Origin of the sequence: Ruegeria sp. HKCCA0370, from assembly GCF_013033705.1 — a bacterium.
Classification (GTDB): domain Bacteria; phylum Pseudomonadota; class Alphaproteobacteria; order Rhodobacterales; family Rhodobacteraceae; genus Ruegeria.
In genome coordinates, this window is record NZ_WQEP01000001.1 from 608,018 (window position 1) to 629,675 (window position 21,658).

Sequence of the window (21,658 nt, forward strand, 5' to 3'; positions counted from 1 at the left end):
CGGCGGGGATATTTTCAGCCAGATGAAGGATCAAGAGCCTTGTGCCATGCGTTGGGCAAGCTTCAGAGCTTCGATCAGGCTGGTAGGATTGGCGATGCCTTTCCCTGCAATATCCAGTGCAGTGCCATGATCTGGCGACGTGCGGATGAAGGGCAGGCCAAGGGTGACGTTCACGCCCCGGTCGAAATCCAGTGTCTTGATCGGGATCAGGGCCTGATCATGATACATTGCGATCGCCGCGTCATAGCGCGCGCGGGCAGCGGCATGGAACAGTGTATCCGCAGGGTGGGGGCCCGTCAGGGTCGCATCTTCCGGGTTCAGATCGGCCAGCATTGGGGCGATCCAGTCAAGCTCCTCGCTGCCCATTTTGCCACCTTCGCCGGCATGGGGGTTCAGGCCGGCTATGGCGATGCGGGGGTGTTGTATGCCAAACTGGTCGCGCAGACCGCGCGTGGTGATTTCGATCGTCTCGCGAAGCAGGTCGGGTGTCAGCGCGGCGGGAACCTGCGCCAGGGGAATGTGGATTGTCGCCGGGACAACCCGCAACTGGTCGCTGGCAAGCATCATGACAACCCGGCGGGTGCCCGACAGCGCAGCCAGAAACTCGGTATGGCCGGGATAGGTAAACCCGGCCCCGTCGATCAGGGCCTTCTTGTGAATGGGCGCGGTGCACAGAGCGGCCGCTGCCCCGGCTTTCACAAGATCGACGCCGGTTTCGATGGCATCGATCACCGATGGGGCATTGGCTGGGTCTGGCTGACCGGGCAGGTTTGCAGCAGGGAAGTTCAGTTGCAGCACGGGCAAGGCCTGATCACAGACTGCAACAGCATCCGAAGCGGTTTGGATTTTCGCAATAGGCGTGCCAGCAGGCAGGTGGTTGGCATCGCCGATAAAGAAAAACGGGCAGGTTTGGCGCAGCTCGGCCCACGCTTTGGCCGCGATTTCAGGGCCGATTCCGGCCGGTTCACCGCAGCTGAGTGCAATCGGGCGTGTCATTCCTGAACAATGGTGGCGTCAGCCCGCAGCTGCTCTACCAGGCTGGACGCAAAGGCCTGTAGCCGCTGCTGCGCCAGTGCATTCGCGACATCCGCCCGCGAGGTGTCTTCGCCCAGGTCGCGGACTCGGTTGCACAGCATCAAGAACACCAGCGTCTGCCCGTTGTTACGGGTCAGGTTTGTTGACACCTCGAAGCGATCCAGCTTGGCCAGTTCTACGGCGAAATCACGTGGTACTTCTGAAGGGCTGGCTTCGATGCGGTCCAGGACTTCGACGGGTTGATCTTTGGCGACTCCATACAAGTCATCGCAGGTGTCGATCTCCTCCCGCAGGGCGGCAGCCCGTGCCAGGGTCTCGGCGCTGCGACCACCCGGCAGGTAATAGGCAGCATAATCTAGCTTGGAAATACGCGGCGCAGCGGTCGCCACCTCGCGCAATCCGCGCAATTGAAACAGGGCAACGGCGTTTGGCAAACTGATGGGATCGGTGATCTCACCGTTCTGAAGCCCAAGAATAACCGGCTGCAAGGCAGGAGGCAGGTTGGAGATATTCAGCCAGTCCAGACGTCCGCCTTCGTTGCGGGTAGCCGCTCCGGAATATTGCGCCGCTGCGGCTGAAAACGCTTCGATAGTTTCAAGTCGCGAGATTTCTTCCGCCAGCAATTCGGTCTGTGCAACGGTTTGAGGGTTCACCGGGATGATGATCTCGGACAGCAAAACCTGAAGGCCGCCGCCACCGGTCTGTCCCAGCGCGCGATCAATCTCGTCTTCGGTCGGACGGGCCTGCGACAGATAGCGCGAGCTGATATAGTCGCGCCAGGCCAGCTGATCTGCAACATAATCACGGACAGTTTCCGGGTCGACGCCTGCCTCACCCAAAAGTTGCAGGAACTGTTCGGTGGACAATTGCCCGCGCGAGGCGAACTCGTCGATACCAAGTTGTACGGCTTCCGGCGCAGCTTCCACGCCTGCTTCACGCATGGCCTGCTTGCGCAATTTTTCTTCGATCAGGGCTTCTCTGACGTCAGCTTCATTGCCGCCGGGCAGGCCCAGAACATTCAGGAATTGCAGGCGCTGTTCCAGTTCGTACCAGGTGACGATATCCTGATTCACGCGGATCGCTGGCGAGAACAGGCTCTGGGCGCTGACCTGCGGTGCTGAAAAAGCGAGGAAAACGGCGGCCAGTGCCGGCGTGACCGGTTTGTGCCAACCGGAACGAAGAAACCTGGAGAAACCTGATATCAACTGCATTTTCTCTTGTATGTGTTACCACCGCCTTCAAGGGCGTATCCTGTCAGCGATAGGGTAAAGCCGAATTCTGTCGAAGGCTCAATAGTGGATGTTGAAGTAAAGCGTCTGCTTACGGACATGTTAACCTGAACACATTCGTTCTGGTAGGTTACACCAAGCCCCAACCGGATTGGCTCTGACTGGTTCAGATCATAGCGTGCCTCGGCATTCGTAAGCCAGTTCTGGTCGACTTGATAGCGGCCCAGAAGCCAGATTTCCGAGATTTCATCCGCAATGTTTTCCGCCGGATCCTCTTCCTGCCAGATATAACTTCCGGACAGGCCGGCAAACTCGGATGCCCAGGCGCCGCGCAATTCAGCTTTGACGAAACTGAAATCGCTGTCTATCAGACCGCGCCCGCCGAGTGACCAACCGTTGGCCGTGGTGATTTGCCCCGCCACCAGCAAGTCGGACGTGGTGCCCTGCAACCCGGACGTCAGGGTGAAATTCCGGTCGGCATCCGCCCGAAACACCTGACCCAACGTTACAAGCGCCTGCTGTCCGTCTGCACCATAGCGGGCCCAGTTCAGGCCGATGACCCCGGTGGCACCGTCTTCGCGCTGATCTTCCGCAGGGAATCGGGACAGGGCCAGCAGGTTACCCTGATCGAATTCCTGAAACGTGCTTTCATCATCTGGCACATCAGTGTCCGAGACATGGGTCCATCCCAACTGTGCGATCGGTTCCAGAAGCTGAACCGCGCCGGTCTTTTCACGACGGGTCATCGGATAGCGAAGCGTCAACGCCGCGCGCGGCGTCGAGCGGGTCACATTGCTGGGAAAGTTGCTGTCATGGCGAATATTGAACGTATCCACCGATGCGCCCAGTGTCGCGTCCGCGCGCAGGCCCGATGCAAATGTCCAGCTTCGCAACCATTCGGCATCAACAGTTGCCCTTGCTAGGTCACGGCCAACGATATCGGCGTCGCTGGTGCGTTCATGTGCGTGACCGATGAAAGCCAGCCGAACCTCGCCGCCAAGTGCGCCGGGGAAGAATCGCTTTTCATAATTCAGGTCGAAGACGCGGGATGGGATTTCGTCCTGATTTTCACTGTCACGCAGTGTTTTGTAATGGATCAGGCTTGTTTTGAACGCGGTGTCGCGTTTGATCCGTTCCAGCGCTATCTCGCTGCGCAAACGATCCAGGCCCGGCAGCCCGTAGTCCGCCAGATAGGCGTCGTCCGAGGTGGTTTGCAGAGCGAATGTCAGCCGGAAATCGTTCTTCAGGTTGAACCAACCGCTGGCGAACAGATAACCGCGATCCTGATCGGGCTGGACATCATCACGGGTATAGGCCCCTTCAAGCTGAATGCGCCCGTTCACGAACGCCTGGCGATATCGATACCCCAGCGTCGTGGTCTTGCCCGACAAGTACGGCGTCAAGGTCAGATCCTTGTGGTCCCCCAGCTTGAAGAAATAGGGAACCTGAACCCCCGTTCCCAGTTGTGAGGTGCTGCGGATCGACGGCACAAGAAAGCCGGTTGCGCGCTCCAATGTCGGATCCGGCAAGCGCAGATACGGGAAATAGAATACCGGATAATCAAGCACGCGAAGCTGCGCGCCTTCAAAGTACAATTGCCGCTCCAACTGGTCATGTGTGACCTTGCGGGCGCGGATCTGCCAAAGGGGTGGCTTACCATTGGTGCAGACATGGCAGGAAGTGGCCGAGACCTTGCTGAATTGCGTATAGCGGCCCGCTGCCCGTTTCGCCTGAACCGAGGCAATCTGGATCTGCTGATCGAAAACCATCCGAGCACCGATCAGCAGACCGTTTTGGATACCGCTGTCCAGCTGTCCGGAATCGGCCAGAAGGGTCGACTGGCCCCCCTGATCAATGCGAATAGGTCCCTCGAGCGTCAGCTCACCCGTTTCCCGGTCATAGGTGACACGTTGGGCTGACAGCTTGGTATCGCCCTGAAAGGCTTCGACATTGCCTTCGGCCACCAGTTTTCTGTCGGGTGTAATAAAGACTTTGTCGGCAACCAAAAGGGCGGGTTCGGCCTGTGACTGCGCAGCTTGCGGGTCAGGCTCGGCCGACGTGGTTTGCGCCGCCAGAACGGTCGGTGCCGACAACGCGATTGCGCTGGTCAGCAGCAGGGAAATCATGCTCCGCATCAGCCGTCCTCCGCGTGTAGAAGCAGGCCAAGGGACAACAAGATGGCGGCGAAGGGCGGCGCCCAGGCCGCGATATAGACGGGCAATTGTCCGTTTTCCCCGAGGATTTGCGCAAAATTGCGGACGAAATAGATGGCAAAGCCAAGCAGTACGGCCGTCAAAACTGCTATTCCGGTACCGCCGAACCGAACGTGGCGCATGGTGAAAGCAGCCCCGATCAGCACCATCGAGACCAGAAAGAACGGCCGGGCCAGCTGCACCTGCAACCAGACTTCATATTGCTTGGTCGAAAACCCGGCTTCGCGCAGATCCTTGATCAGTTGCGGCAGGTCAAAAACCGACACTGAATCCTGTTGCCCCAGAGTGTCCAGAATCCGCTGCCGGGTCAGCGAGGTCGGCAACTCCAGCCGTTCATGCTCCACCGAACTGGTTTCGGGGTTCTGCCCATTCTGCAAATTCCAGATCTTGGCCCGCGACAGGACCCAGTTTCGGTCTTCCAGCACGGCCCTGTCGGCGACGATCTGCTGGGTGGGTTTGCCATCGCGCGCAAAGGTGATGATGGTCACGTCGTCCAGGCCCAGCGTATCCCCGTTCGAGGTGCCCCGGGCATGGATGACGGCCTGTCCGTTTTCCGCCGATTGACGCAGCCAAAGGCCTTCGCTGCTGATCGAAAGCGCTGAACTGCCGTTGTTGCGATAGGAATCGGACAGGCGTTGGAATTCCTGGGATGTGGCCGCAGAGATGGGGTTCAGCAATGCCACCGCAAGCGCACCGATGATCAGGGCCAGCGCCGCTGGCGCGACCAGTGCGCGGATACCCGAGCGACCCGTGGCGCGGGTCACCACGAGTTCAGAGGTCCGCGCCAGCCCGACGAACAAGGCAATGGTGGACAGAATGACCAGCAGGGGCAGCATTTCACTAATGGCGGCCGGTGTGTTCAGAAGCGTCAGGTGCAACAATTGGCCGAAGGACAGGTCGACGTCGTCAAATCGGCGGATCTGTTCGATCAGATCGATGAGAATCATCAAGGTCAGAAAAATACCGCCGATGACCAGAAAGCTCTGTAGAAAGCGGCGGGCGAAATAGCGGTCGAGGATCACAAGACTGCCCCCGCCAAGCCTTTTGCGCCGGAAAACGGGCCGAAATCGCGCGTGCATGTCTTCCTGCGCGACGGCGTATGCCTGCCCTCTCGTGTCACGTCTTTCTCCCCCGAGCCTGCCGGTTATTTTTTCGGGACCTTACTGCAATTGAAACGCGGGGAAAACTGCTATCTGGTCAAGTCGGGCGGCGCGGGCTAGGTCTTGGGGAACAGAATTCGAGGAGTTTGCAATGAGCAGTCTGATACCGGTCCGCTTTCAGGAGTTTGACTTGGATGCGATGGCGCAGGCCGAAGGGCGGGTGGCCATCATCATTCCGTCGGACGGAAAAATGAACCCTGCGGCGCGTCGGGCCAATCGTCTGACGAAAGGCGCTGTGGCGCGGCTTGTCGAAAGTGAGAAATTCGGAAAGTCCAAGACCGGCGATGTTATCTCGATGGCCTGGCCGGCTGGGATGGCGGCCGAAGCGCTGGACGTCGTCGTGCTGCCGCGCCGCCCGGAAGCCGACGAGGCCCGCAAGGCTGGTGCCGCGTTGGCCAAATCCGCAGGTGGCAAGGACATGCTGGTGATGGTCGGCAATCAGGCGCATACCGAAAATCTGGCCCTTGGCATGGTGCTGCGCAGTTATGATTTCAACGCGCACAAAACCAAGGACAGCGAAGGCAGCGGTTCAATTACGATCGGACATTCAAAACCCAAGGAAGCCGAAGCAGAGTTTGCACCGCTATACGCGATTGCCGACGGCGTGCGGATGACGCGTGATCTGACCAACGAACCCGCAAATGTTCTGACGACCACGGAATTTGCCGATCGTCTTGTCGAGATGCAGGAGCTGGGCCTGGAAGTCGAAGTTCTGGAAGAGGACAAGCTGGCTGAACTGGGCATGCGCACTTTGCTGAGCGTCGGGCAGGGCTCTGCCAGCCCGTCCAAAGTCGTCGTGATGCACTGGAATGGCGGCGACAAGGACGATGCGCCCTTGGCTTTGGTGGGCAAGGGCGTGGTTTTCGACACAGGGGGCATTTCGCTGAAACCGGCCGGTGGCATGGAAGACATGACCATGGACATGGGCGGTGCCGGTGTTGTCGCGGGCACGATGCGCGCGTTGGCCAAGCGCAAGGCCAAGGCCAATGTGGTGGGCCTTGTCGGGCTAGTCGAGAACATGCCTTCGGGCAATGCCACCCGTCCGGGCGATGTGGTCAAGTCGATGAAGGGCGACACGGTCGAGATCATCAACACCGATGCCGAAGGCCGTTTGGTTCTGTGCGACGTGATGTGGTACGCACAGGAGCGGTTCAATCCGGTGGGCATGATCGATCTGGCCACCCTGACCGGGGCGATCATCATCGGGCTGGGTCATGAGAATGCAGGTGTGTTTTCCAACAATGACACATTCTGTGACGCCTTCCTGAAATCGGCCCGGGCCGAGGATGAAGGCGCGTGGCGGATGCCGTTGGGCGATGCCTATGACAAGCTGCTCAAATCGCGCATCGCCGACATGAAGAACGTCGGTGGCCGTCCGGCGGGCTCGATCACGGCGGCGCAGTTTCTGCAACGTTTCGTGAAAGAGGATACGCCCTGGATCCATCTGGATATCGCGGGTGTGGCCTCGGTGTCGTCCGAGACATCCTATGCGCCCAAAGGTGCCACGGGCTGGGGTGTGCGCGCGCTGAGCCGGTTCGTGCAGGACAATTTCGAGTAAGCGAATGGGTGCCGTCTATTTCTACCATCTGACCCGCCAGCCGCTGGAGCACACCTTGCCTGTGCTGCTGGACAAGGCGCGACAGGCCGGGTGGAAGATTGCCGTGCGGGGCACCGATCCCGCACGGATGGACTGGCTGGATGAAAAGCTGTGGCTGGGCCCCGAGGACGGGTTCCTGCCGCATGGTCGCGAAGGCGGCCCGCATGACGCCGAGCAGCCGATCCTTCTGACCACCAGCGCCGAGGCCCCCAACGGCGCGGTGTGTGTCATGGCGGTGGACGGCGCGCCGGTCGAACCCGAAGAGGTGTCGGCCCTGGAGCGGGTTTGCATTCTGTTCGACGGCAATGACGACATGGCCGTACAGCACGCGCGCGGGCAGTGGAAGACGCTGACCGGCGCCGGATGCGCCGCGCAATACTGGTCGGAGGAATCCGGGCGGTGGGAAAAGAAGGCCGAAGCCTGACGGGCCGTGCCATTTATCAGGAGATTTGAGGATGCAGATGAAGCCTCTGGGCCGCACCGGGATTGTCGTGAGCGATCTTTGCCTTGGGACGATGACGTTCGGGTCGCAGACCTCGGAAACGGATGCGCACCGGCAGATGGACATGGCGCTGGATGCGGGGATCAACTTTGTGGATGCCGCCGAGATGTATCCCGTGAATCCTGTCGCCAAAGAGACAATTGGTCGTACCGAAGAAATTCTTGGAAACTGGAACGCTGCAAATTCGTCGCGCCGGGCGGATTTCGTACTGGCGACCAAGCATTCGGGTGAGGGGTTGTCATATGTTCGCGACGGTGCGCCGATCACGGGAAAAACCGTTCCCGAGGCCATCGAAGGGTCCTTGCGGCGGTTGCAGACGGATTACATCGATCTCTACCAGTTCCACTGGCCCAATCGCGGCAGCTATATGTTCCGTCAAAACTGGGATTATTCGCCTTCGGGCCACAATACCGCGGACGTTCTGGAAAATATGCAGGAGTGTCTGGAGGCCTTGCAGGTTCAGGTGGACAAAGGCAACATCTGCGCTTTTGGCCTGTCGAATGAAAGCGCATGGGGTACGGCGCAATGGCTGAGACTGGCCGAGCAGACGGGCACACCGCGTGCGGCGTCCGTACAGAATGAGTATTCGTTGCTGTGCCGTCTGTTCGATACCGACATGGCCGAACTGAGCGTACATGAAGATGTCGGCCTGATGGCGTTTTCACCCCTGGGCACCGGGCTGCTGACCGGGAAATACCAGGGCGGGGCCGTGCCGGACGGCTCACGTATGTCGCTTTCACCTCAATTGGGCGGGCGCAAGTCTGACCGGGTGTTTGATGCGGTCGCGGCCTATCTGGATGTTGCCGCGCGACATGGCCTGGATCCGACCCATATGGCGTTGGCCTGGTGCCGCTCGCGACCATTCATGATGTCGGCGATTTTTGGCGCGACCACGGTCGCGCAGCTTGAACACGTATTGGCCGGTGCGGATTTGATGTTGTCAAAGGAGTTGCTGGCCGAGCTGGACGCTGTCCACAAGGCGCGCCCGATGCCGTACTGAGGCGAGGGGGCTCTGCCCCCGGCACGCTGCGCGTGCCTCCCCCGGGATATTTCTGGCCAGATGAAGTTGGATCCGGTCAGTGATGGGTGGGGTGCGCGCGCTCTTGCCTGAGGTCGCGGGCAGATTGGCCATGCGCGGTGCGGAAAGCGCGGGCGAAACTGGATTGCGAGGCAAAACCGGTGGCCAGCGCGACATCCATCAATGGAAGGTCGGTGTCAGTGACCAGACGGCGGGCCTCGGCCAGGCGCAGTTGCAGATAGTGATCCTGCGGCGTGGTGTTCAGGCGCAAGCGGAACTGTTGTTGCAGGGTGCGCGGGCTGGTGCCCAGTTGGTCTGCGATATGGGCCAGTGGCAGGGGGTCATCCAAGGATGCCTGCATCAACGAATTCGCCTTTGCCGTCAGCGCGGTGTGGCGATGTGGGACGCCGGTGCGGCTTTGCGGTTTGCCCGGGTCCGGCGCGCCATCATAGAGGAACAGGCCCGAGACACGGGAGGCGAAACCCGCGCCATGACGGGCGGCGATGATGTGCAGCATCATCTCGACAGCGGGAATCGCGCCGCCCGAGGTCAGGCGACCATTCGAGACAGTAAAGCGGTCGGGGCGCACGTCCACGTCGGGGAAACGAGTGGCAAAGTTTTCCAGGTCTTCCCAGTGGGTTGTCGCGGGGTGACCGTCCAGCAGCCCGGCCTCGGCCAGCAACCAGGGGCCGCCGTCAATCCCGGCCATCGTCGCCCCGGTACCGGCAATGCGGCGCAGCCCGGCCAGCAGGCTGGGGGTGGCGTGGCGGGCCAGTTGGAAGCCCGCGACGACAATCATGAGGTCGCAACCTTGCAGGCGAGCGAGCGGGATGCCGGGCACTTGCAACGCGCTGGTCAGCATCGCGGGTTCGGCTGTGGCGGTCACATAGTCCCAGTCAAATGCGGGCCGGTCCGCCAGACGGTTGGCCGCGCGCATCGGATCGACCGCCGAGGCGAAGCTGAGCGTGTTGCATTCATCCAGCACCAGAACGGCGGTTTTCAGGGCCCGATGTTCGGGTTGCAGTATGTTTTTTGCGGATTGCATCAAGTTCGATTCGCATTCTGCCAAGTGGTTTTCCCAAGGCTGCGCCAGAGTCGGGCTAGAACGCAAATCGGAATCCGTGGAGAAGCCTGGGGAAAACCCAAGGCAAAACTGGGTATAACTTGGGGAAAACGCCATGCCTCTGGAAATGAACCGCGAAGTCTTCATCACCTGCGCCGTGACCGGCTCGGGCGGGACGCAGGATCGCAGCCCTCATGTGCCACGTTCACCGAAGCAAATTGCCGACAGTGCGATTGCCGCCGCGAAGGCGGGTGCGGCCGTGGTGCACTGCCATGTGCGCGACCCCGAAACGGGTGCCCCGTCGCGCGATCTGGCGCTGTATCGTGAGGTGACCGATCGGATTCGGGATGCCGAGGTGGACGCAGTGCTGAACCTTACGGCTGGCATGGGCGGAGACATGGTGTTCGGCGGTATCGAAAACCCGTTGCCATTGGCCGAGGCTGGAACCGATCTGGTTGGCGCGACCGAACGCGTGGCGCATGTGGCCGAATGCCTGCCCGAAATCTGCACGCTGGATTGCGGCACGATGAACTTTGCCGAGGCGGATTACGTCATGACCAACACGCCCGGCGCGTTGCGGGCGATGGGGCAGATGATGACCGATCTGGGCGTGAAACCCGAGATCGAGGCCTTTGACACCGGCCATCTGTGGTTTGCCAAGCAACTGGTGAAAGAGGGAATTCTGGAACCCAACGCCCTGGTTCAACTGTGCATGGGCGTGCCGTGGGGCGCGCCGGATGATCTGAATACCTTCATGGCGATGGTAAACAACGTGCCCGATGACTGGACCTTCAGCGCGTTCTCGCTGGGGCGGCATCAGATGGCCTATGTGGCGGCCTCGGTGCTGGCGGGCGGCAATGTGCGCGTGGGGCTCGAGGACAACCTGTGGCTGGACAAGGGTGTGCTGGCCGAAAACTGGCAACTGGTCGAACGCGCAGGCACCATCATCGAGAACATGGGCGCGCGGGTGATAGGCCCGGCCGAGGTGCGCGAGAAGCTGGGGCTGGTCAAACGGGCGCCCAAAGGTTGACCTGCTTGCGTCCCTTGCCATGACCGGTAAGTGCAGGGGCGCCAGCAAAAGGAAGTGAGCAATGCGATCGGTGCTTGTAATCTGCGCGACGGTTCTGGCCGTATGTCTGCCCCGGGTCGGGGGGGCACAGACCGCGGAAGACCCTTTGGCCCGCGAGGACTGCGAAGCCAAAGGGGGAAGCTATGAGATGGGCGGGCGGATACGGCAGTTTATCTGCTTTGAACCTTTGCCCGACGCTGGAAACTCCTGTGAAAAAGCCTCTGACTGCGCAGGGTTCTGCCTGTCGGACACCAAACAATGCAGCGCGGTGACGCCGAAATTCGGATGCATTCCGCATCTGGATGAGACGGCGCGCGCGCAGGTAATCTGTATCGATTAGAGGACAGCATGACAAAGACGGCAGCAATTATCGGGGGCGGTGTCATCGGCGGCGGATGGGCCGCACGGTTCCTGCTCAATGGCTGGGACGTTCGGGTGTTCGACCCGGACCCCGAAGCAGAACGCAAAATAGGCGAAGTACTGGACAACGCACGGCGATCCCTGCCGGGGCTGAGTGACGTTCCGTTGCCGGCCGAGGGCGCGCTGAGCTTTCATGACGACATGGCCGACGCCGTACAGGGCGCGACGTGGATCCAGGAAAGCGTGCCAGAGCGGCTGGATTTGAAGCTGAAGGTTTACAAGGGCTTGCAGGAGGCTTGTGATCCAGACGCGATCATCGGGTCATCGACCAGCGGGTTCAAACCATCGGAGCTTCAGGACGGTGCTTTGCGGCCCGAACAGATCGTCGTGACGCACCCGTTCAATCCAGTCTATCTGCTGCCGCTGATCGAGCTGGTGCCGACCGACAAAAACCCACCGCAGATGATTGAGCGGGCCAGGGAATTGCTGACCTCGGTTGGATTCTTTCCGCTGCATGTCAAGAAAGAGATCGACGCGCATATCGCCGACCGGTTCCTTGAGGCGGTCTGGCGCGAGGCGCTGTGGCTGGTCAAGGATGGCATTGCAACCACCGAAGAAATCGACGAGGCGATCCGGATGGGCTTTGGCATCCGCTGGGCGCAGATGGGATTGTTCGAAACCTACCGCGTGGCCGGAGGTGAAGCGGGAATGCGACATTTCATGGCTCAGTTCGGGCCAGCCTTGAAATGGCCCTGGACCAAGCTGATGGACGTGCCGGAATTCACCGATGAACTGGTCGACCTGATCGCCGATCAGTCAGACGCGCAATCCGGAATGCATTCAATCCGGGAACTGGAACGCATTCGCGACAACAATCTTGTCGGCATGATGCGGGCCCTCAAGGCGCAGAATTATGGCGCGGGGGCGGTGCTGAACCAGCATGATGCGCTGTTGAAACCGGGTGCTCTGCCGTCGCTGGATCAGGCGGATCTGAGCCAGCCGATCCTGACCCTGTCCCGCGCCGTTCCGTTGGACTGGACGGATTACAACGGCCATATGAACGAAGCCAAGTATCTGGAAGCCTTTGCGGCCGCCACGGACCGTTTCATGGAGATCATCGGTTGCGATATGGAGTATATCGCGTCGGGTGGCAGCTATTTCACCGCCGAGAACCACATCCGTTACATCGACGAGGTCCATGCAGGGGCGAAGATCGACGTGCGCACGCAGATGCTGTTGGGGCAGGGCAAGAAGCTGCATGTCTTTCACAGCATGTATGAAGGCGACAAGCTGTTGGCCACGGGCGAGAGCTTTCTGCTGCATGTCAGTCTTGAAACCCGCCGTCCCAGCCCGCCGTCGCCCAAGATCGAAGCAGCGATGGCGCGGATTGCCGAGGCACAGGCCGGTTTGCCTTACCCTGAAGGGGCGGGTGCCGCCATTCGGAAGCCATCGTGACCAGGCGCGTATTGGTAACGGCCGGGGCATCGGGTGTCGGTCATGCCATGGCCGCGGCGTTTGACGCTGCTGGTTATGATGTCTGGGTAACGGATATTGACCAGTTAGCCCTGAAAATCTTGCCCGACCATTGGGTGGCGCACAGGGCTGATGTGACCAACGAGGCCGACATGAGCGCGGTGTTTCAGGCTGTCGGGGCCGCCGGCGGGCTGGATGTTCTGTGCGCAAATGCCGGAATCGCCGGGCCGACCAGCGCGATCGATGATATCGATCTGGATGCATGGCGCGCCTGCGTCGCGGTCAATCTGGACGGGGCCTTTCTGGCCGCCAAACACGCGGCCCCTATAATGAAGTCGGCGCGGGCGGGCAGCATCATTCTGACCTCTTCGACAGCCGGTCGGTACGGCTATCCGTTCCGAGCGCCCTACGCTTCGGCCAAATGGGCGGTCATAGGGTTGATGAAAACCCTGGCGATGGAACTTGGACCGCTGGGCATTCGCGCAAACGCCATTTGCCCGGGTGCCGTGGAAGGCCCGCGCATGGAAGGTGTCTTGGCCCGAGAGGCCGCCGCGAAAGGCATGACCCGCGATGAGGTCTATCAGGGCTATGCCTCGGGCACCTCTATGGGGCGCTTTGTGGAAGCGCAGGATATCGCCAATATGGCCGTCTTTCTTGCTTCAGACGCAGCACGGTTGGTGTCTGGGCAGGTGATTGCGGTGGATGGGCACACGGTCAACCCCGACCCGAAACTGTAGGTCAGCCCTGATTTGGTCCCCGGATCTGGCGGATGGTCTGACGGACCGCCTGCCAATCCTGCGCCTCTTTCTGGTTTCCGGCGGCTTCGCATTCGCGCATTTTCTGCGCGGCTTCCGCCTCGGCCCGGTCTCCGTGCGCGGCATACAGCGCGCGCGCGTATTGAGCGGTTTGAATTGCGTCCATTCCTGTGGTCCTCCGTTTGTGATCGGAATGCCCGTTGGTTCGCGCCAAGGGACGATAGCACAGGTTTTGCGCCGCTGCATCAATTCTTGCCGGATACTGCCGTTCTGAGTTGTCGCAAGTGGTCCGGGAAATCGCGGGCGGCCACATCGGCCTCGCGCACAAGTGTGTCGAAGTGCCGTGAAAATGTCTCGATCCGGTCCCGGTCTCGGAACGCCATATAGTGACTGCCTGCATAAAAAACGCACAGCAGCGGCCCGAAAATCGTTACAGGGGCTGAATAAAGCCGTTTGGCATCGAACAGATAGATACGCATTCGGGGATAAAGCTGTTCACACAGCTCCAGCAGATGATCAATCTGCTCCTGACGAATCGCCGGGCAAAGGCCTTGGTAATACCCCGTGCCGCTTGCAAAGCTTTCGATCTCGAACAATGGCATTGCAATTTCGTAATCAGACTGCGCACTGCGCATCCAGGTCAACCTGTCTTCGGACGCACCGATGGCCTGATCTGCCGTGCGACCCAGATGGGGGGCATATTCCCACTCCAGCACCGCGCGCGTCTTGAGCATGTCGGGCAGGGTGGCCGGAACATAGCGGATCTTGTACCCGGTGGCTTCTTTGTGCCAGTCGAAAATCCGCTCATCGACCAGGGCGCGGGGCGCTTCGGTAATGGACAGGGAACTGGCCAGAATCTCTGCCGCGCTTTCCGGCCTGTCGGACAGGCCCAGCAACCAGTCAGCCGAAACGCCCAGTGCCGCGGCGCAGCCACCCACAACATGCGCATTGGGAAGACGCGCGCCATGACCGGTCAACAACTGAGATACGGTTGAACGGTCCACGCCGATGTGGCGCGCAAGCGCGCTTTGGCTGACGTGACGGTCCTCCATCGCGCGGGCAAGGCGTAGGCGGAATTGAGCGGCGCGGTCGCGTTTGTCGATGTTTTCCTTCATGCGATGAAAAATATCACATATGATTAGTTTTGTTAATCATATTCAGAATTTTCAGCGTGAGAAATGAAATGTAACCCCTTTGTAAAAGCAAAAAGAATGGGGATCGGAATGGAAACGCGGCGAAGATCGGTCGTGAAAGCAATCGTGTGGAATGTCATGGGGTTGGCCACCATGACTCTGGTGGGCCTGATCGCCACAGGCTCGGCCGCCGTCGGCGGGGCATTGGCACTGGTGAATACCGCCATCGGCCTGACGCTTTACATTGTCTATGAAAGAATTTGGGCCGGAGTTTCGTGGGGGCGCAATGGCTGAGCCCTCGACACCCAAGTCGCCCGAATGGGGTACATTTGCCCTGATCGTCGGATGCTATGCCGCATGGCTGGTCGGGCTGTTCTGGCTGGCGGATATTTCGCTGTGGTTGGCGGTGCTGGCTTTGGGCTTTGTTGCGGCCCTGCATTCGTCTTTGACGCACGAAGTCCTGCACGGGCACCCGTTCCGAGCCAAATGGCTGAATGAGGCGCTGATGGCGCTGCCGCTGACCCTGGCCATTCCGTATAACCGTTTTCGCGATCTGCATTTGGCGCATCATCAGGATGCCACTTTGACCGACCCGTATGACGACCCCGAATCCAACTATCTGGATCCCAAGGTTTGGGCGGACCTGCCGCGTGGCGTGCAGGCTGTGCTGGCCCTGAACAACACGCTTCTGGGGCGGATGGTTCTGGGCCCGGCCATTGGGCAGGTGCTGTTTCTGCGCGACGAATGGCGGGGGCTGCGGCGCGGCGACAGGGCGATCCTGCTGGCCTGGGCATTGCATATCCCCGGCGCGGTTGCAGTACTGTGGATCGTTGCACAGTCGGCCATGCCGATCTGGGCCTATCTGATTTCGGCCTATATCGGGCTGGCGTTGCTGAAAATCCGCACGTTTCTGGAACACCGCGCGCATGAGAAGTCCCGCGCGCGGACCGTGATAATCGAAGACAGCGGGCCGCTGGCATTTCTGTTTCTGAACAACAACCTGCATGTTGTTCATCACATGAATCCCGCTGCGCCATGGTATCGGCTGCCGTCGTTGTATCGGGATGGCAAAGACAGGTATCTGGCCTGCAACGAGGCGTATGTTTACCGCTCGTATGCACAGATTTTCCGGCAGTATCTACTGCGCGCCAAGGATCCGGTGCCGCATCCGCTCTGGCCAAAGTCTTGATTTGACGACACAACGGGTGACATGAGTCTCTGGATCCCTGTCACCATCGCGGCCGCCAGTTTTCAGACTGTGCGGTTCATGCTGCAAAAATCCTTGAGCAGCGTGAAACTGTCCGCCGCCGGCGCGACCTTTGCGCGATTTGCGTATTCCATGCCGCTGGCCGTTGCCGGGCTGTTTGTGGCGATGCTGACAACGGGCGCCAGCTTGCCTCCGATTGGTGGAGTGTTCTGGCTGTACGCTGTCATCGGAGGCACGGCGCAAATCCTGGCGACGATCTGTGTTGTGGCGTTGTTCAAACAACGAAACTTTGCGGTCGGGATCACCTTCAAGAAAACCGAAGTCATTCAGACCGCGATCGTCGGCTTTCTGGTTTTGGGCGACAGCGTTTCCAGCGGCGCGCTGGTTGCGATCCTGTTGGGGTTGATGGCGGTGCTTTTGCTGTCGAAAACCCCCGGAGGAGGCGGCGCCTGGTGGCGGCATCTGACCAACCGCGCGTCCCAATTGGGGCTTGGATCAGGGGTTTTGTTTGCGTTCTCCGCCGTCAGCTATCGCGGGGCATCGTTGCAATTGGGTGATGCCGACGCCTGGTTCCGGGCACTGATCACCCTGGCCGCCGTCGTGACGTTTCAGTTTGTCAGCATGGGCCTGTGGTTGTTGTGGCGCGACCGGGCCGAACTGCGCGCGGTGTGGCAAACCCGATCCACCGGCGTGTTTGTCGGCCTGACCAGTCTGGGCGGTTCGTTTTGTTGGCTCTGGGCCTTCACCCTGCAAAACGCAGCCTATGTCAAAGCGCTGGGGCAGGTAGAGCTGATCTTCAGCCTGATGGCCTCGATCCTGTTTTTCCGCGAGACGATCACCCGGCGAGAAATCGCCGGGATGTTGCTGTTGGGTGTCTCGATACTGGCCTTGGTGCTGGCGATTTAGCCGGCACGACGCTCGTCAAAGCTCAGGGCAATGAAGCTGGGCAGGTGATCGCCCATACCCACCACGGCCCGGCCATTGTCTTCCTTGCGCCCGCGGCCACGCCCTTTGGGCTCTCGCTCTTTCCGGGTGTCTTTCTTGGCTTCGGAGTCCCGGGCTTTTTTCTCGGGCTTCGGCTTTTCAGGCTTGGGCTCTTCCTTGGCCGGATTGTCGATGCGCGGGATGTCCTTCTGGATCAGCTTTTCGATCGCAGCCAGGGCTTTTTCATCGCGGACCGAGCAGATCGTGATGGCCTTGCCTTCGCGCCCGGCGCGACCGGTGCGGCCGATACGGTGCACGTAATCCTCGGGGTGGCCGGGGACGTCGAAATTGAACACGTGGCTGACAGCTGGAACATCCAGACCGCGCGCAGCGACGTCGGACGCAACCAGCAGACGCAATGATCCGTCGCGGAACCCGTCCAGCGTCTTCATCCGCTGCGATTGGTCCAGATCGCCATGGATCGCGGCAGCGTCATAGCCGTATTTCTTCAGCGATTTCGCGCAGATATCGACATCTGTCTTGCGATTGCAGAAGATGATTGCGTTGGTGCACTTTTCGCCCTCTGCGTCGATCAAGGCGCGCAGCACGTTGCGTTTCTGGCTTGCTTCACGGTCCCGACGGCCGCCTTTGAACATGACAACGCCCTGTTCGATCGTCTCGGATGCGGTCGCTTGCCGGGCGACTTCAACCCGGGCAGGGGCGGACAGGAAAGTATCCGTGATGCGCTCGATCTCGGAAGCCATGGTCGCCGAGAAGAACAATGTCTGCCGCGTGAACGGCGTCAGCGAGAAGATGCGTTCGATATCAGGAATAAAGCCCATATCCAGCATCCGGTCGGCTTCGTCCACCACCATGATCTGAACACCGGTCAGCAGCAGCTTGCCACGTTCGAAATGGTCCAACAGGCGGCCCGGAGTGGCGATCAGAACGTCGACGCCGCGATCGATCAGGGCCTCTTGCTCTTTGAAGCTGACGCCACCGATCAACAGCGCCTTGGTCAGTTTCAGGTGTTTGGTATAGGTGTCGAAATTCTCGGCCACCTGGGCGGCCAGTTCCCGCGTCGGACACAGCACCAGCGAGCGCGGCATGCGCGCGCGGGCGCGGCCACGGGCCAGCAGGGTGATCATCGGCAGTGTGAAGCTGGCGGTCTTGCCAGTGCCGGTCTGGGCAATCCCCAAGACATCACGGCCTTCCAGAGCGGGCGGAATCGCGCCTTCCTGGATCGGAGTGGGGGATTCGTATCCGGCCTCTTCAATGGCTTTGAGGACCTTCGGGTTCAGGTTCAGTTCGTTGAATTTTGTCATGTATGTCCGGTTTTTGCGGACACTTGACCTGGCCCGCGCGTCAAAGATGTGCCGGGCCCGGATGGCCATGCGCGTAATGCGACATTTCGGCTTGTACGCGGACATAACAAAAACGTTGATCGGGGTCAAATGAAGAGAATTTCACCTGACCCTGCCTTTTGTCTGCGGTGAATTTCAGCAACAATTCAGCAACTTCCGGGGAAGTGTTTCTGTAGTTTTTCGTCCAGGTTCAAAGGGCGGTGGCGCAGCAGGCCGTGGCGTTCCAGGTTGGCGCGCACCTCTGCGTCCGCGCCGCTCATTTCATTGTAGAACGCACGCAGCCCGACCATGCCCTGTTCGGCCTCGATCCAATTGAGCAGTTCGTTCTTGCTCAGCCCCCCCTGTTCGCGCGGAACATTCGGAGCCATGCCGGCCTGATACGAGCCACGATCCATGCGGAACTGGTAGTGCGCTATCCAGTGGTCCCAGTCCGGGGCATGACGATGGCACAGATCGATCTGCGGAAGCTCGTATTTGCAGGGCAGCAGCACCTTGTTCTGAAACAAGTTGTGGATGCGGATGCTCAGGTTTTTCAACCCGGTGCGCACGAACAGCTTTCCCTGCACGTGACTCAGGAAACCGCCCATGACGAAGGCGCCGTAATTCGGGTAAATGGTCTCGACCAGCGATTCGCGGTTCGGGCCATGCGGGATATGAGCTTTGTACAGGTTATCGCCCCCGGCCAAGGCCTCCAACGGGCGGACGCGCACCGCAGGAACCGTGTCTGGAACATCGCGCAGAACATCGGAAATGGGGGCCGCCGGCCAAAGAAACTCATCCACATCGATATGTGTCAACCAATCCAGCCGAGTGTTTCGATAGGCAAAAGTGGCGTGAACCGACTGGCGCACCTGGTGCTTTTCCGGCCGTGCGCGTCCGCGTTTTTCCCAAAAGGCGTCATCACAGTTACGGACCCGGACCTTGGGATGCATTCTCAGAGCCCTGAACGTGCGGCGGTTGGGTTCGTCCATGTAGATATATATGAAATCCGCCCCCAGTTCGAGGTGATGGGCCACGAACCGAAGGACGTCTTCGGTTGGTCCCCGGACCATGGAGACAATGCCCCAGGTGGTCATTTGCGCGGTGCGCGGGTGTCGCGCATGCGTTTCAGGCGTCGAAAAACTCCACCTGGGTCCTTGTTCAATTGGATCATCAGGTGATCCACCAGCGGTGCAATCGTGGGATCGTTCATCGCCTTGGTCCAGATCGGAGCGATGAGATTGACGTCAAGCCCGCCTTTTTCAAAGGAAAAGCCTTTCATCTGATAGGGCAGCGGGACGTGGTTCCTGTCCTTGAACTGAAACGGCGTTTCCGGGGCCAGCCCCGAGAAGAGCCGCTCGAACTCATACAGCTTCATCATGCTGAAGAACACGCGCAAGGCATGTCCGACCTCGCGCTGTGTCGGCGTCTGACCGTGATCCGCAAAGGTCTGAACAGACGATACCAGCCAACGAAGGTCGAGGACGGAAATAAGATGGTCAGATTGTTCGTCCCACAACCGGCAGAACAGCGCAGGGGCCTGACGCGGAAAGAAGCGTTTTCTGAGATTCGAGATCAGCTGGGCGTTCAGGAAGGCAAGCTCTGACTTTCCGACGAATTCCCGCGCGATCTGAACGCGTTTGCGATCCCAGGTGGTGCTGCGCCCGGGTGGCAATTCGGTGGCGGTGTCGGGCACGATGCGTTTGGCCAGATCATCCAGATCGACGTCAAGCTCGGGCAGGGTCAGGGTGCCGAACTGAAACGGGCTGCGCCGGTTCTCATAGCTGTCCAGCATGTCGGGCAGGCCACCGGGATAGGTCAGTTCGTCGTCACTCATGCGCGCAGGATTGCACAGCCAAACCTGCCTGTGCAATCAGACAGTTGCCTCAGGTCATCATCTCTTTTGTCGCGGTCAGGTTCAGCGCGGGATAGTCACGGACCACCCGATCGATATCCCATTGCAGGCGGGTCAGATAGACGATGTCGCCGTCATGATCATGCGCGATGTGCTGCTTGTTGGCGCCTACGAATTTCTCGACTTCGGCCTTGTCACCGCTCACCCAACGTGCCGAGGTGAACTGCGATGCCTCGAACCGTACCGGCAGGCCATATTCCATCTCGATCCGGCTGGCGAGCACTTCGAACTGCAATGCACCCACGACCCCCACGATAAAGCCCGAGCCGATCGAAGGCTTGAACACCTTGGCCGCACCTTCCTCGGCGAATTGCATCAGGGCTTTTTCCAGATGCTTGGCTTTCATCGGGTCGCCCGCGCGGACACCTTGCAGCAGTTCCGGCGCAAACGACGGGATGCCGGTCACCCGCAGCGCTTCGCCTTCGGTCAGCGTATCGCCAATGCGCAGCTGCCCGTGGTTGGGAATGCCGATGATGTCACCGGCCCAGGCCTCTTCCGCCAACTCGCGGTCAGAGGCCAGGAACAATACGGGGTTCGAGATCGCCATCGGCTTTTTCGACCGCACATGGGTCAGCTTCATGCCACGCTTGAAGTGACCGCTGGCCATACGGACAAAGGCCACCCGGTCGCGGTGCTTGGGGTCCATATTGGCCTGAACCTTGAACACAAAGCCTGAAACTTTCTTTTCGTCGGGGGAAATCTGGCGGGGTTCTGCGGATTGAACCTGTGGCTGCGGGCCATAGGCGCCGATGCCTTCCATCAGTTCCTTGACGCCGAACGAGTTGATGGCCGAACCGAACCAGATCGGGGTCATGTGGCCTTCCAGTACCGCCTGCGGGTCAAGCGCAGGCAGCAATTCGCGCGCCATCTCGACCTCTTCCAGCAGTTTGTCCAGCAATTCGGCAGGCACATGCTCGGCCAGTTTGGGGTCGTCCAGCCCGTTGATTTCGATGCTTTCCGCCACCTTGTTGCGGTCGGCGCGGTCCATCAGTTCCAGCCGGTCGCGCAGCATGTCATAGCAGCCGATGAAATCGCGACCCACGCCGATGGGCCACGCGGCGGGCGTGACGTCGATAGCCAGCATTTCCTGAATTTCGTCGATGATCTCGAACGTATCGCGGCTTTCGCGGTCCATCTTGTTACAGAAGGTCAGGATCGGCAGATCGCGCAGGCGGCAAACCTCGAACAGTTTCTGCGTCTGGCTTTCCACGCCCTTCGCACCGTCGATCACCATCACTGCGGCATCCACGGCTGTCAGCGTGCGATAGGTATCCTCCGAAAAATCGCTGTGGCCGGGTGTATCCACAAGGTTGAACCGGAAGTTGCCATAGTCGAACGACATCGCCGAAGCCGAGACCGAGATGCCGCGATCCTTTTCCATCTGCATGAAGTCCGACCGGGTCCGCCGCGCCTCGCCCTTGGCACGCACCTGACCGGCCATCTGGATCGCGCCCCCGTACAGCAGGAACTTTTCCGTCAGCGTCGTCTTGCCCGCATCCGGGTGCGAGATGATGGCGAACGTCCGGCGTCGGGCGATCTCGGGCGGCAGGGTGGGTTGGTTCGAGGTATCAAGCATGAGCGCGCGTATATGCGGGGAATCCTGCCGAAGCAAGACAAAGGGTCTGGTACGAATCATGGGTCTGTGGCAAAAAGAACATATAG

General features: G+C 60.1%; 21 protein-coding genes. 10 read left to right on the plus strand and 11 right to left on the minus strand.

Annotation, left to right across the window (positions count from 1 at the left end; all coding sequences use genetic code 11):
• Positions 1 to 30: 30 nt before the first annotated feature.
• Genes pdxA through lptG form a run of 4 tightly spaced genes read right to left on the minus strand, consistent with a single transcriptional unit; the run spans position 31 to position 5,499 of the window.
• Entirely contained in the window at positions 31 to 996 is a 966-nt protein-coding gene (gene pdxA / locus GOW31_RS03075) for a 4-hydroxythreonine-4-phosphate dehydrogenase PdxA (protein WP_171167805.1), read from the minus strand.
• Complete coding sequence (locus tag GOW31_RS03080) at positions 993 to 2,246, minus strand: peptidylprolyl isomerase (protein ID WP_171167807.1); 1,254 nt, start codon at positions 2,244 to 2,246, stop codon at positions 993 to 995. Before GOW31_RS03080 ends, pdxA begins: the two co-directional genes overlap by 4 nt.
• Complete coding sequence (locus tag GOW31_RS03085) at positions 2,237 to 4,399, minus strand: LPS-assembly protein LptD (protein ID WP_171167809.1); 2,163 nt, start codon at positions 4,397 to 4,399, stop codon at positions 2,237 to 2,239. The genes GOW31_RS03080 and GOW31_RS03085 overlap by 10 nt, the downstream gene beginning before the upstream one ends.
• On the minus strand, positions 4,399 to 5,499 hold the full coding sequence (lptG, locus tag GOW31_RS03090; RefSeq protein ID WP_171168656.1) for an LPS export ABC transporter permease LptG: 1,101 nt from the start codon (positions 5,497 to 5,499) through the stop codon (positions 4,399 to 4,401). Before lptG ends, GOW31_RS03085 begins: the two co-directional genes overlap by 1 nt.
• A 229-nt stretch (positions 5,500 to 5,728) precedes the next feature.
• Here lptG and GOW31_RS03095 point away from each other — a divergent pair, with 229 nt between their 5' ends.
• From GOW31_RS03095 to GOW31_RS03105, 3 genes are read left to right on the plus strand one after another with little or no spacing between them, the layout of a single operon-like run.
• Positions 5,729 to 7,195, plus strand: a complete 1,467-nt coding sequence (locus tag GOW31_RS03095) for a leucyl aminopeptidase (RefSeq protein WP_171167811.1) — start codon at positions 5,729 to 5,731, stop codon at positions 7,193 to 7,195.
• A 4-nt stretch (positions 7,196 to 7,199) separates the two neighbouring features.
• Entirely contained in the window at positions 7,200 to 7,658 is a 459-nt protein-coding gene (locus GOW31_RS03100; RefSeq protein ID WP_171167813.1) for a DNA polymerase III subunit chi, read from the plus strand.
• A 31-nt stretch (positions 7,659 to 7,689) separates the two neighbouring features.
• Entirely contained in the window at positions 7,690 to 8,736 is a 1,047-nt protein-coding gene (locus GOW31_RS03105) for an aldo/keto reductase (protein ID WP_171167815.1), read from the plus strand.
• Positions 8,737 to 8,812: 76 nt separating this feature from the next.
• Here the strand turns inward: GOW31_RS03105 and GOW31_RS03110 are convergent, their stop codons facing one another.
• Positions 8,813 to 9,799 (minus strand): GlxA family transcriptional regulator, encoded by a 987-nt coding sequence (locus GOW31_RS03110; RefSeq protein ID WP_171167817.1) that lies wholly within the window; start codon positions 9,797 to 9,799, stop codon positions 8,813 to 8,815.
• A gap of 133 nt (positions 9,800 to 9,932) precedes the next feature.
• Between GOW31_RS03110 and GOW31_RS03115 the strand changes: the two genes are divergently transcribed.
• The 4 genes from GOW31_RS03115 (at position 9,933) to GOW31_RS03130 (ending at position 13,456) form a co-directional block, all read left to right on the plus strand.
• Positions 9,933 to 10,847, plus strand: coding sequence for a 3-keto-5-aminohexanoate cleavage protein (locus GOW31_RS03115; RefSeq protein ID WP_171115578.1), 915 nt, complete (start codon positions 9,933 to 9,935; stop codon positions 10,845 to 10,847).
• 61 nt (positions 10,848 to 10,908) lie between these two features.
• Positions 10,909 to 11,226, plus strand: a complete 318-nt coding sequence (locus GOW31_RS03120) for a hypothetical protein (RefSeq protein ID WP_171167819.1) — start codon at positions 10,909 to 10,911, stop codon at positions 11,224 to 11,226.
• A gap of 8 nt (positions 11,227 to 11,234) precedes the next feature.
• Complete coding sequence (locus tag GOW31_RS03125; RefSeq protein WP_171167821.1) at positions 11,235 to 12,701, plus strand: carnitine 3-dehydrogenase; 1,467 nt, start codon at positions 11,235 to 11,237, stop codon at positions 12,699 to 12,701.
• Complete coding sequence (locus GOW31_RS03130; RefSeq protein ID WP_171167823.1) at positions 12,698 to 13,456, plus strand: SDR family oxidoreductase; 759 nt, start codon at positions 12,698 to 12,700, stop codon at positions 13,454 to 13,456. The genes GOW31_RS03125 and GOW31_RS03130 overlap by 4 nt, the downstream gene beginning before the upstream one ends.
• Position 13,457: 1 nt before the next feature.
• On the opposite strand, the gene GOW31_RS03135 is transcribed toward GOW31_RS03130, so the two are convergent.
• Both GOW31_RS03135 and GOW31_RS03140 read right to left on the minus strand, forming a co-directional pair.
• Positions 13,458 to 13,640, minus strand: coding sequence for a hypothetical protein (locus GOW31_RS03135; RefSeq protein ID WP_117868740.1), 183 nt, complete (start codon positions 13,638 to 13,640; stop codon positions 13,458 to 13,460).
• Positions 13,641 to 13,719: 79 nt separating this feature from the next.
• Positions 13,720 to 14,589: a helix-turn-helix domain-containing protein gene (locus GOW31_RS03140; protein WP_171167825.1), complete on the minus strand. Its 870-nt coding sequence runs from the start codon at positions 14,587 to 14,589 to the stop codon at positions 13,720 to 13,722.
• A 108-nt stretch (positions 14,590 to 14,697) separates the two neighbouring features.
• Between GOW31_RS03140 and GOW31_RS03145 the strand changes: the two genes are divergently transcribed.
• From GOW31_RS03145 to GOW31_RS03155, 3 genes are read left to right on the plus strand one after another with little or no spacing between them, the layout of a single operon-like run.
• Entirely contained in the window at positions 14,698 to 14,901 is a 204-nt protein-coding gene (locus GOW31_RS03145) for a DUF2061 domain-containing protein (RefSeq protein WP_171167827.1), read from the plus strand.
• The gene (locus GOW31_RS03150) at positions 14,894 to 15,796 is read left to right on the plus strand and encodes a fatty acid desaturase (protein ID WP_171167829.1); all 903 of its coding nucleotides are present in this window, start codon (positions 14,894 to 14,896) and stop codon (positions 15,794 to 15,796) included. The genes GOW31_RS03145 and GOW31_RS03150 overlap by 8 nt, the downstream gene beginning before the upstream one ends.
• A 21-nt stretch (positions 15,797 to 15,817) precedes the next feature.
• The gene (locus GOW31_RS03155; RefSeq protein WP_171167831.1) at positions 15,818 to 16,720 is read left to right on the plus strand and encodes an EamA/RhaT family transporter; all 903 of its coding nucleotides are present in this window, start codon (positions 15,818 to 15,820) and stop codon (positions 16,718 to 16,720) included.
• Here GOW31_RS03155 and GOW31_RS03160 read toward each other — a convergent pair.
• The 4 genes from GOW31_RS03160 to GOW31_RS03175 all read right to left on the minus strand — a co-directional run bounded on the left by GOW31_RS03160 (position 16,717) and on the right by GOW31_RS03175 (position 21,572).
• Positions 16,717 to 18,063: a DEAD/DEAH box helicase gene (locus GOW31_RS03160; RefSeq protein WP_171167833.1), complete on the minus strand. Its 1,347-nt coding sequence runs from the start codon at positions 18,061 to 18,063 to the stop codon at positions 16,717 to 16,719. The genes GOW31_RS03155 and GOW31_RS03160 overlap by 4 nt on opposite strands.
• Positions 18,064 to 18,248: 185 nt before the next feature.
• On the minus strand, positions 18,249 to 19,178 hold the full coding sequence (locus GOW31_RS03165) for a glycosyltransferase family 2 protein (protein ID WP_254441628.1): 930 nt from the start codon (positions 19,176 to 19,178) through the stop codon (positions 18,249 to 18,251).
• Positions 19,175 to 19,918, minus strand: coding sequence for a hypothetical protein (locus tag GOW31_RS03170; protein ID WP_171167835.1), 744 nt, complete (start codon positions 19,916 to 19,918; stop codon positions 19,175 to 19,177). Before GOW31_RS03170 ends, GOW31_RS03165 begins: the two co-directional genes overlap by 4 nt.
• A gap of 49 nt (positions 19,919 to 19,967) precedes the next feature.
• Positions 19,968 to 21,572 carry a peptide chain release factor 3 gene (locus tag GOW31_RS03175; RefSeq protein ID WP_171167837.1) on the minus strand — a complete coding sequence of 535 codons (1,605 nt, stop codon included), beginning with the start codon at positions 21,570 to 21,572 and terminating at the stop codon, positions 19,968 to 19,970.
• Between the last annotated feature and the right edge of the window lie 86 nt (positions 21,573 to 21,658).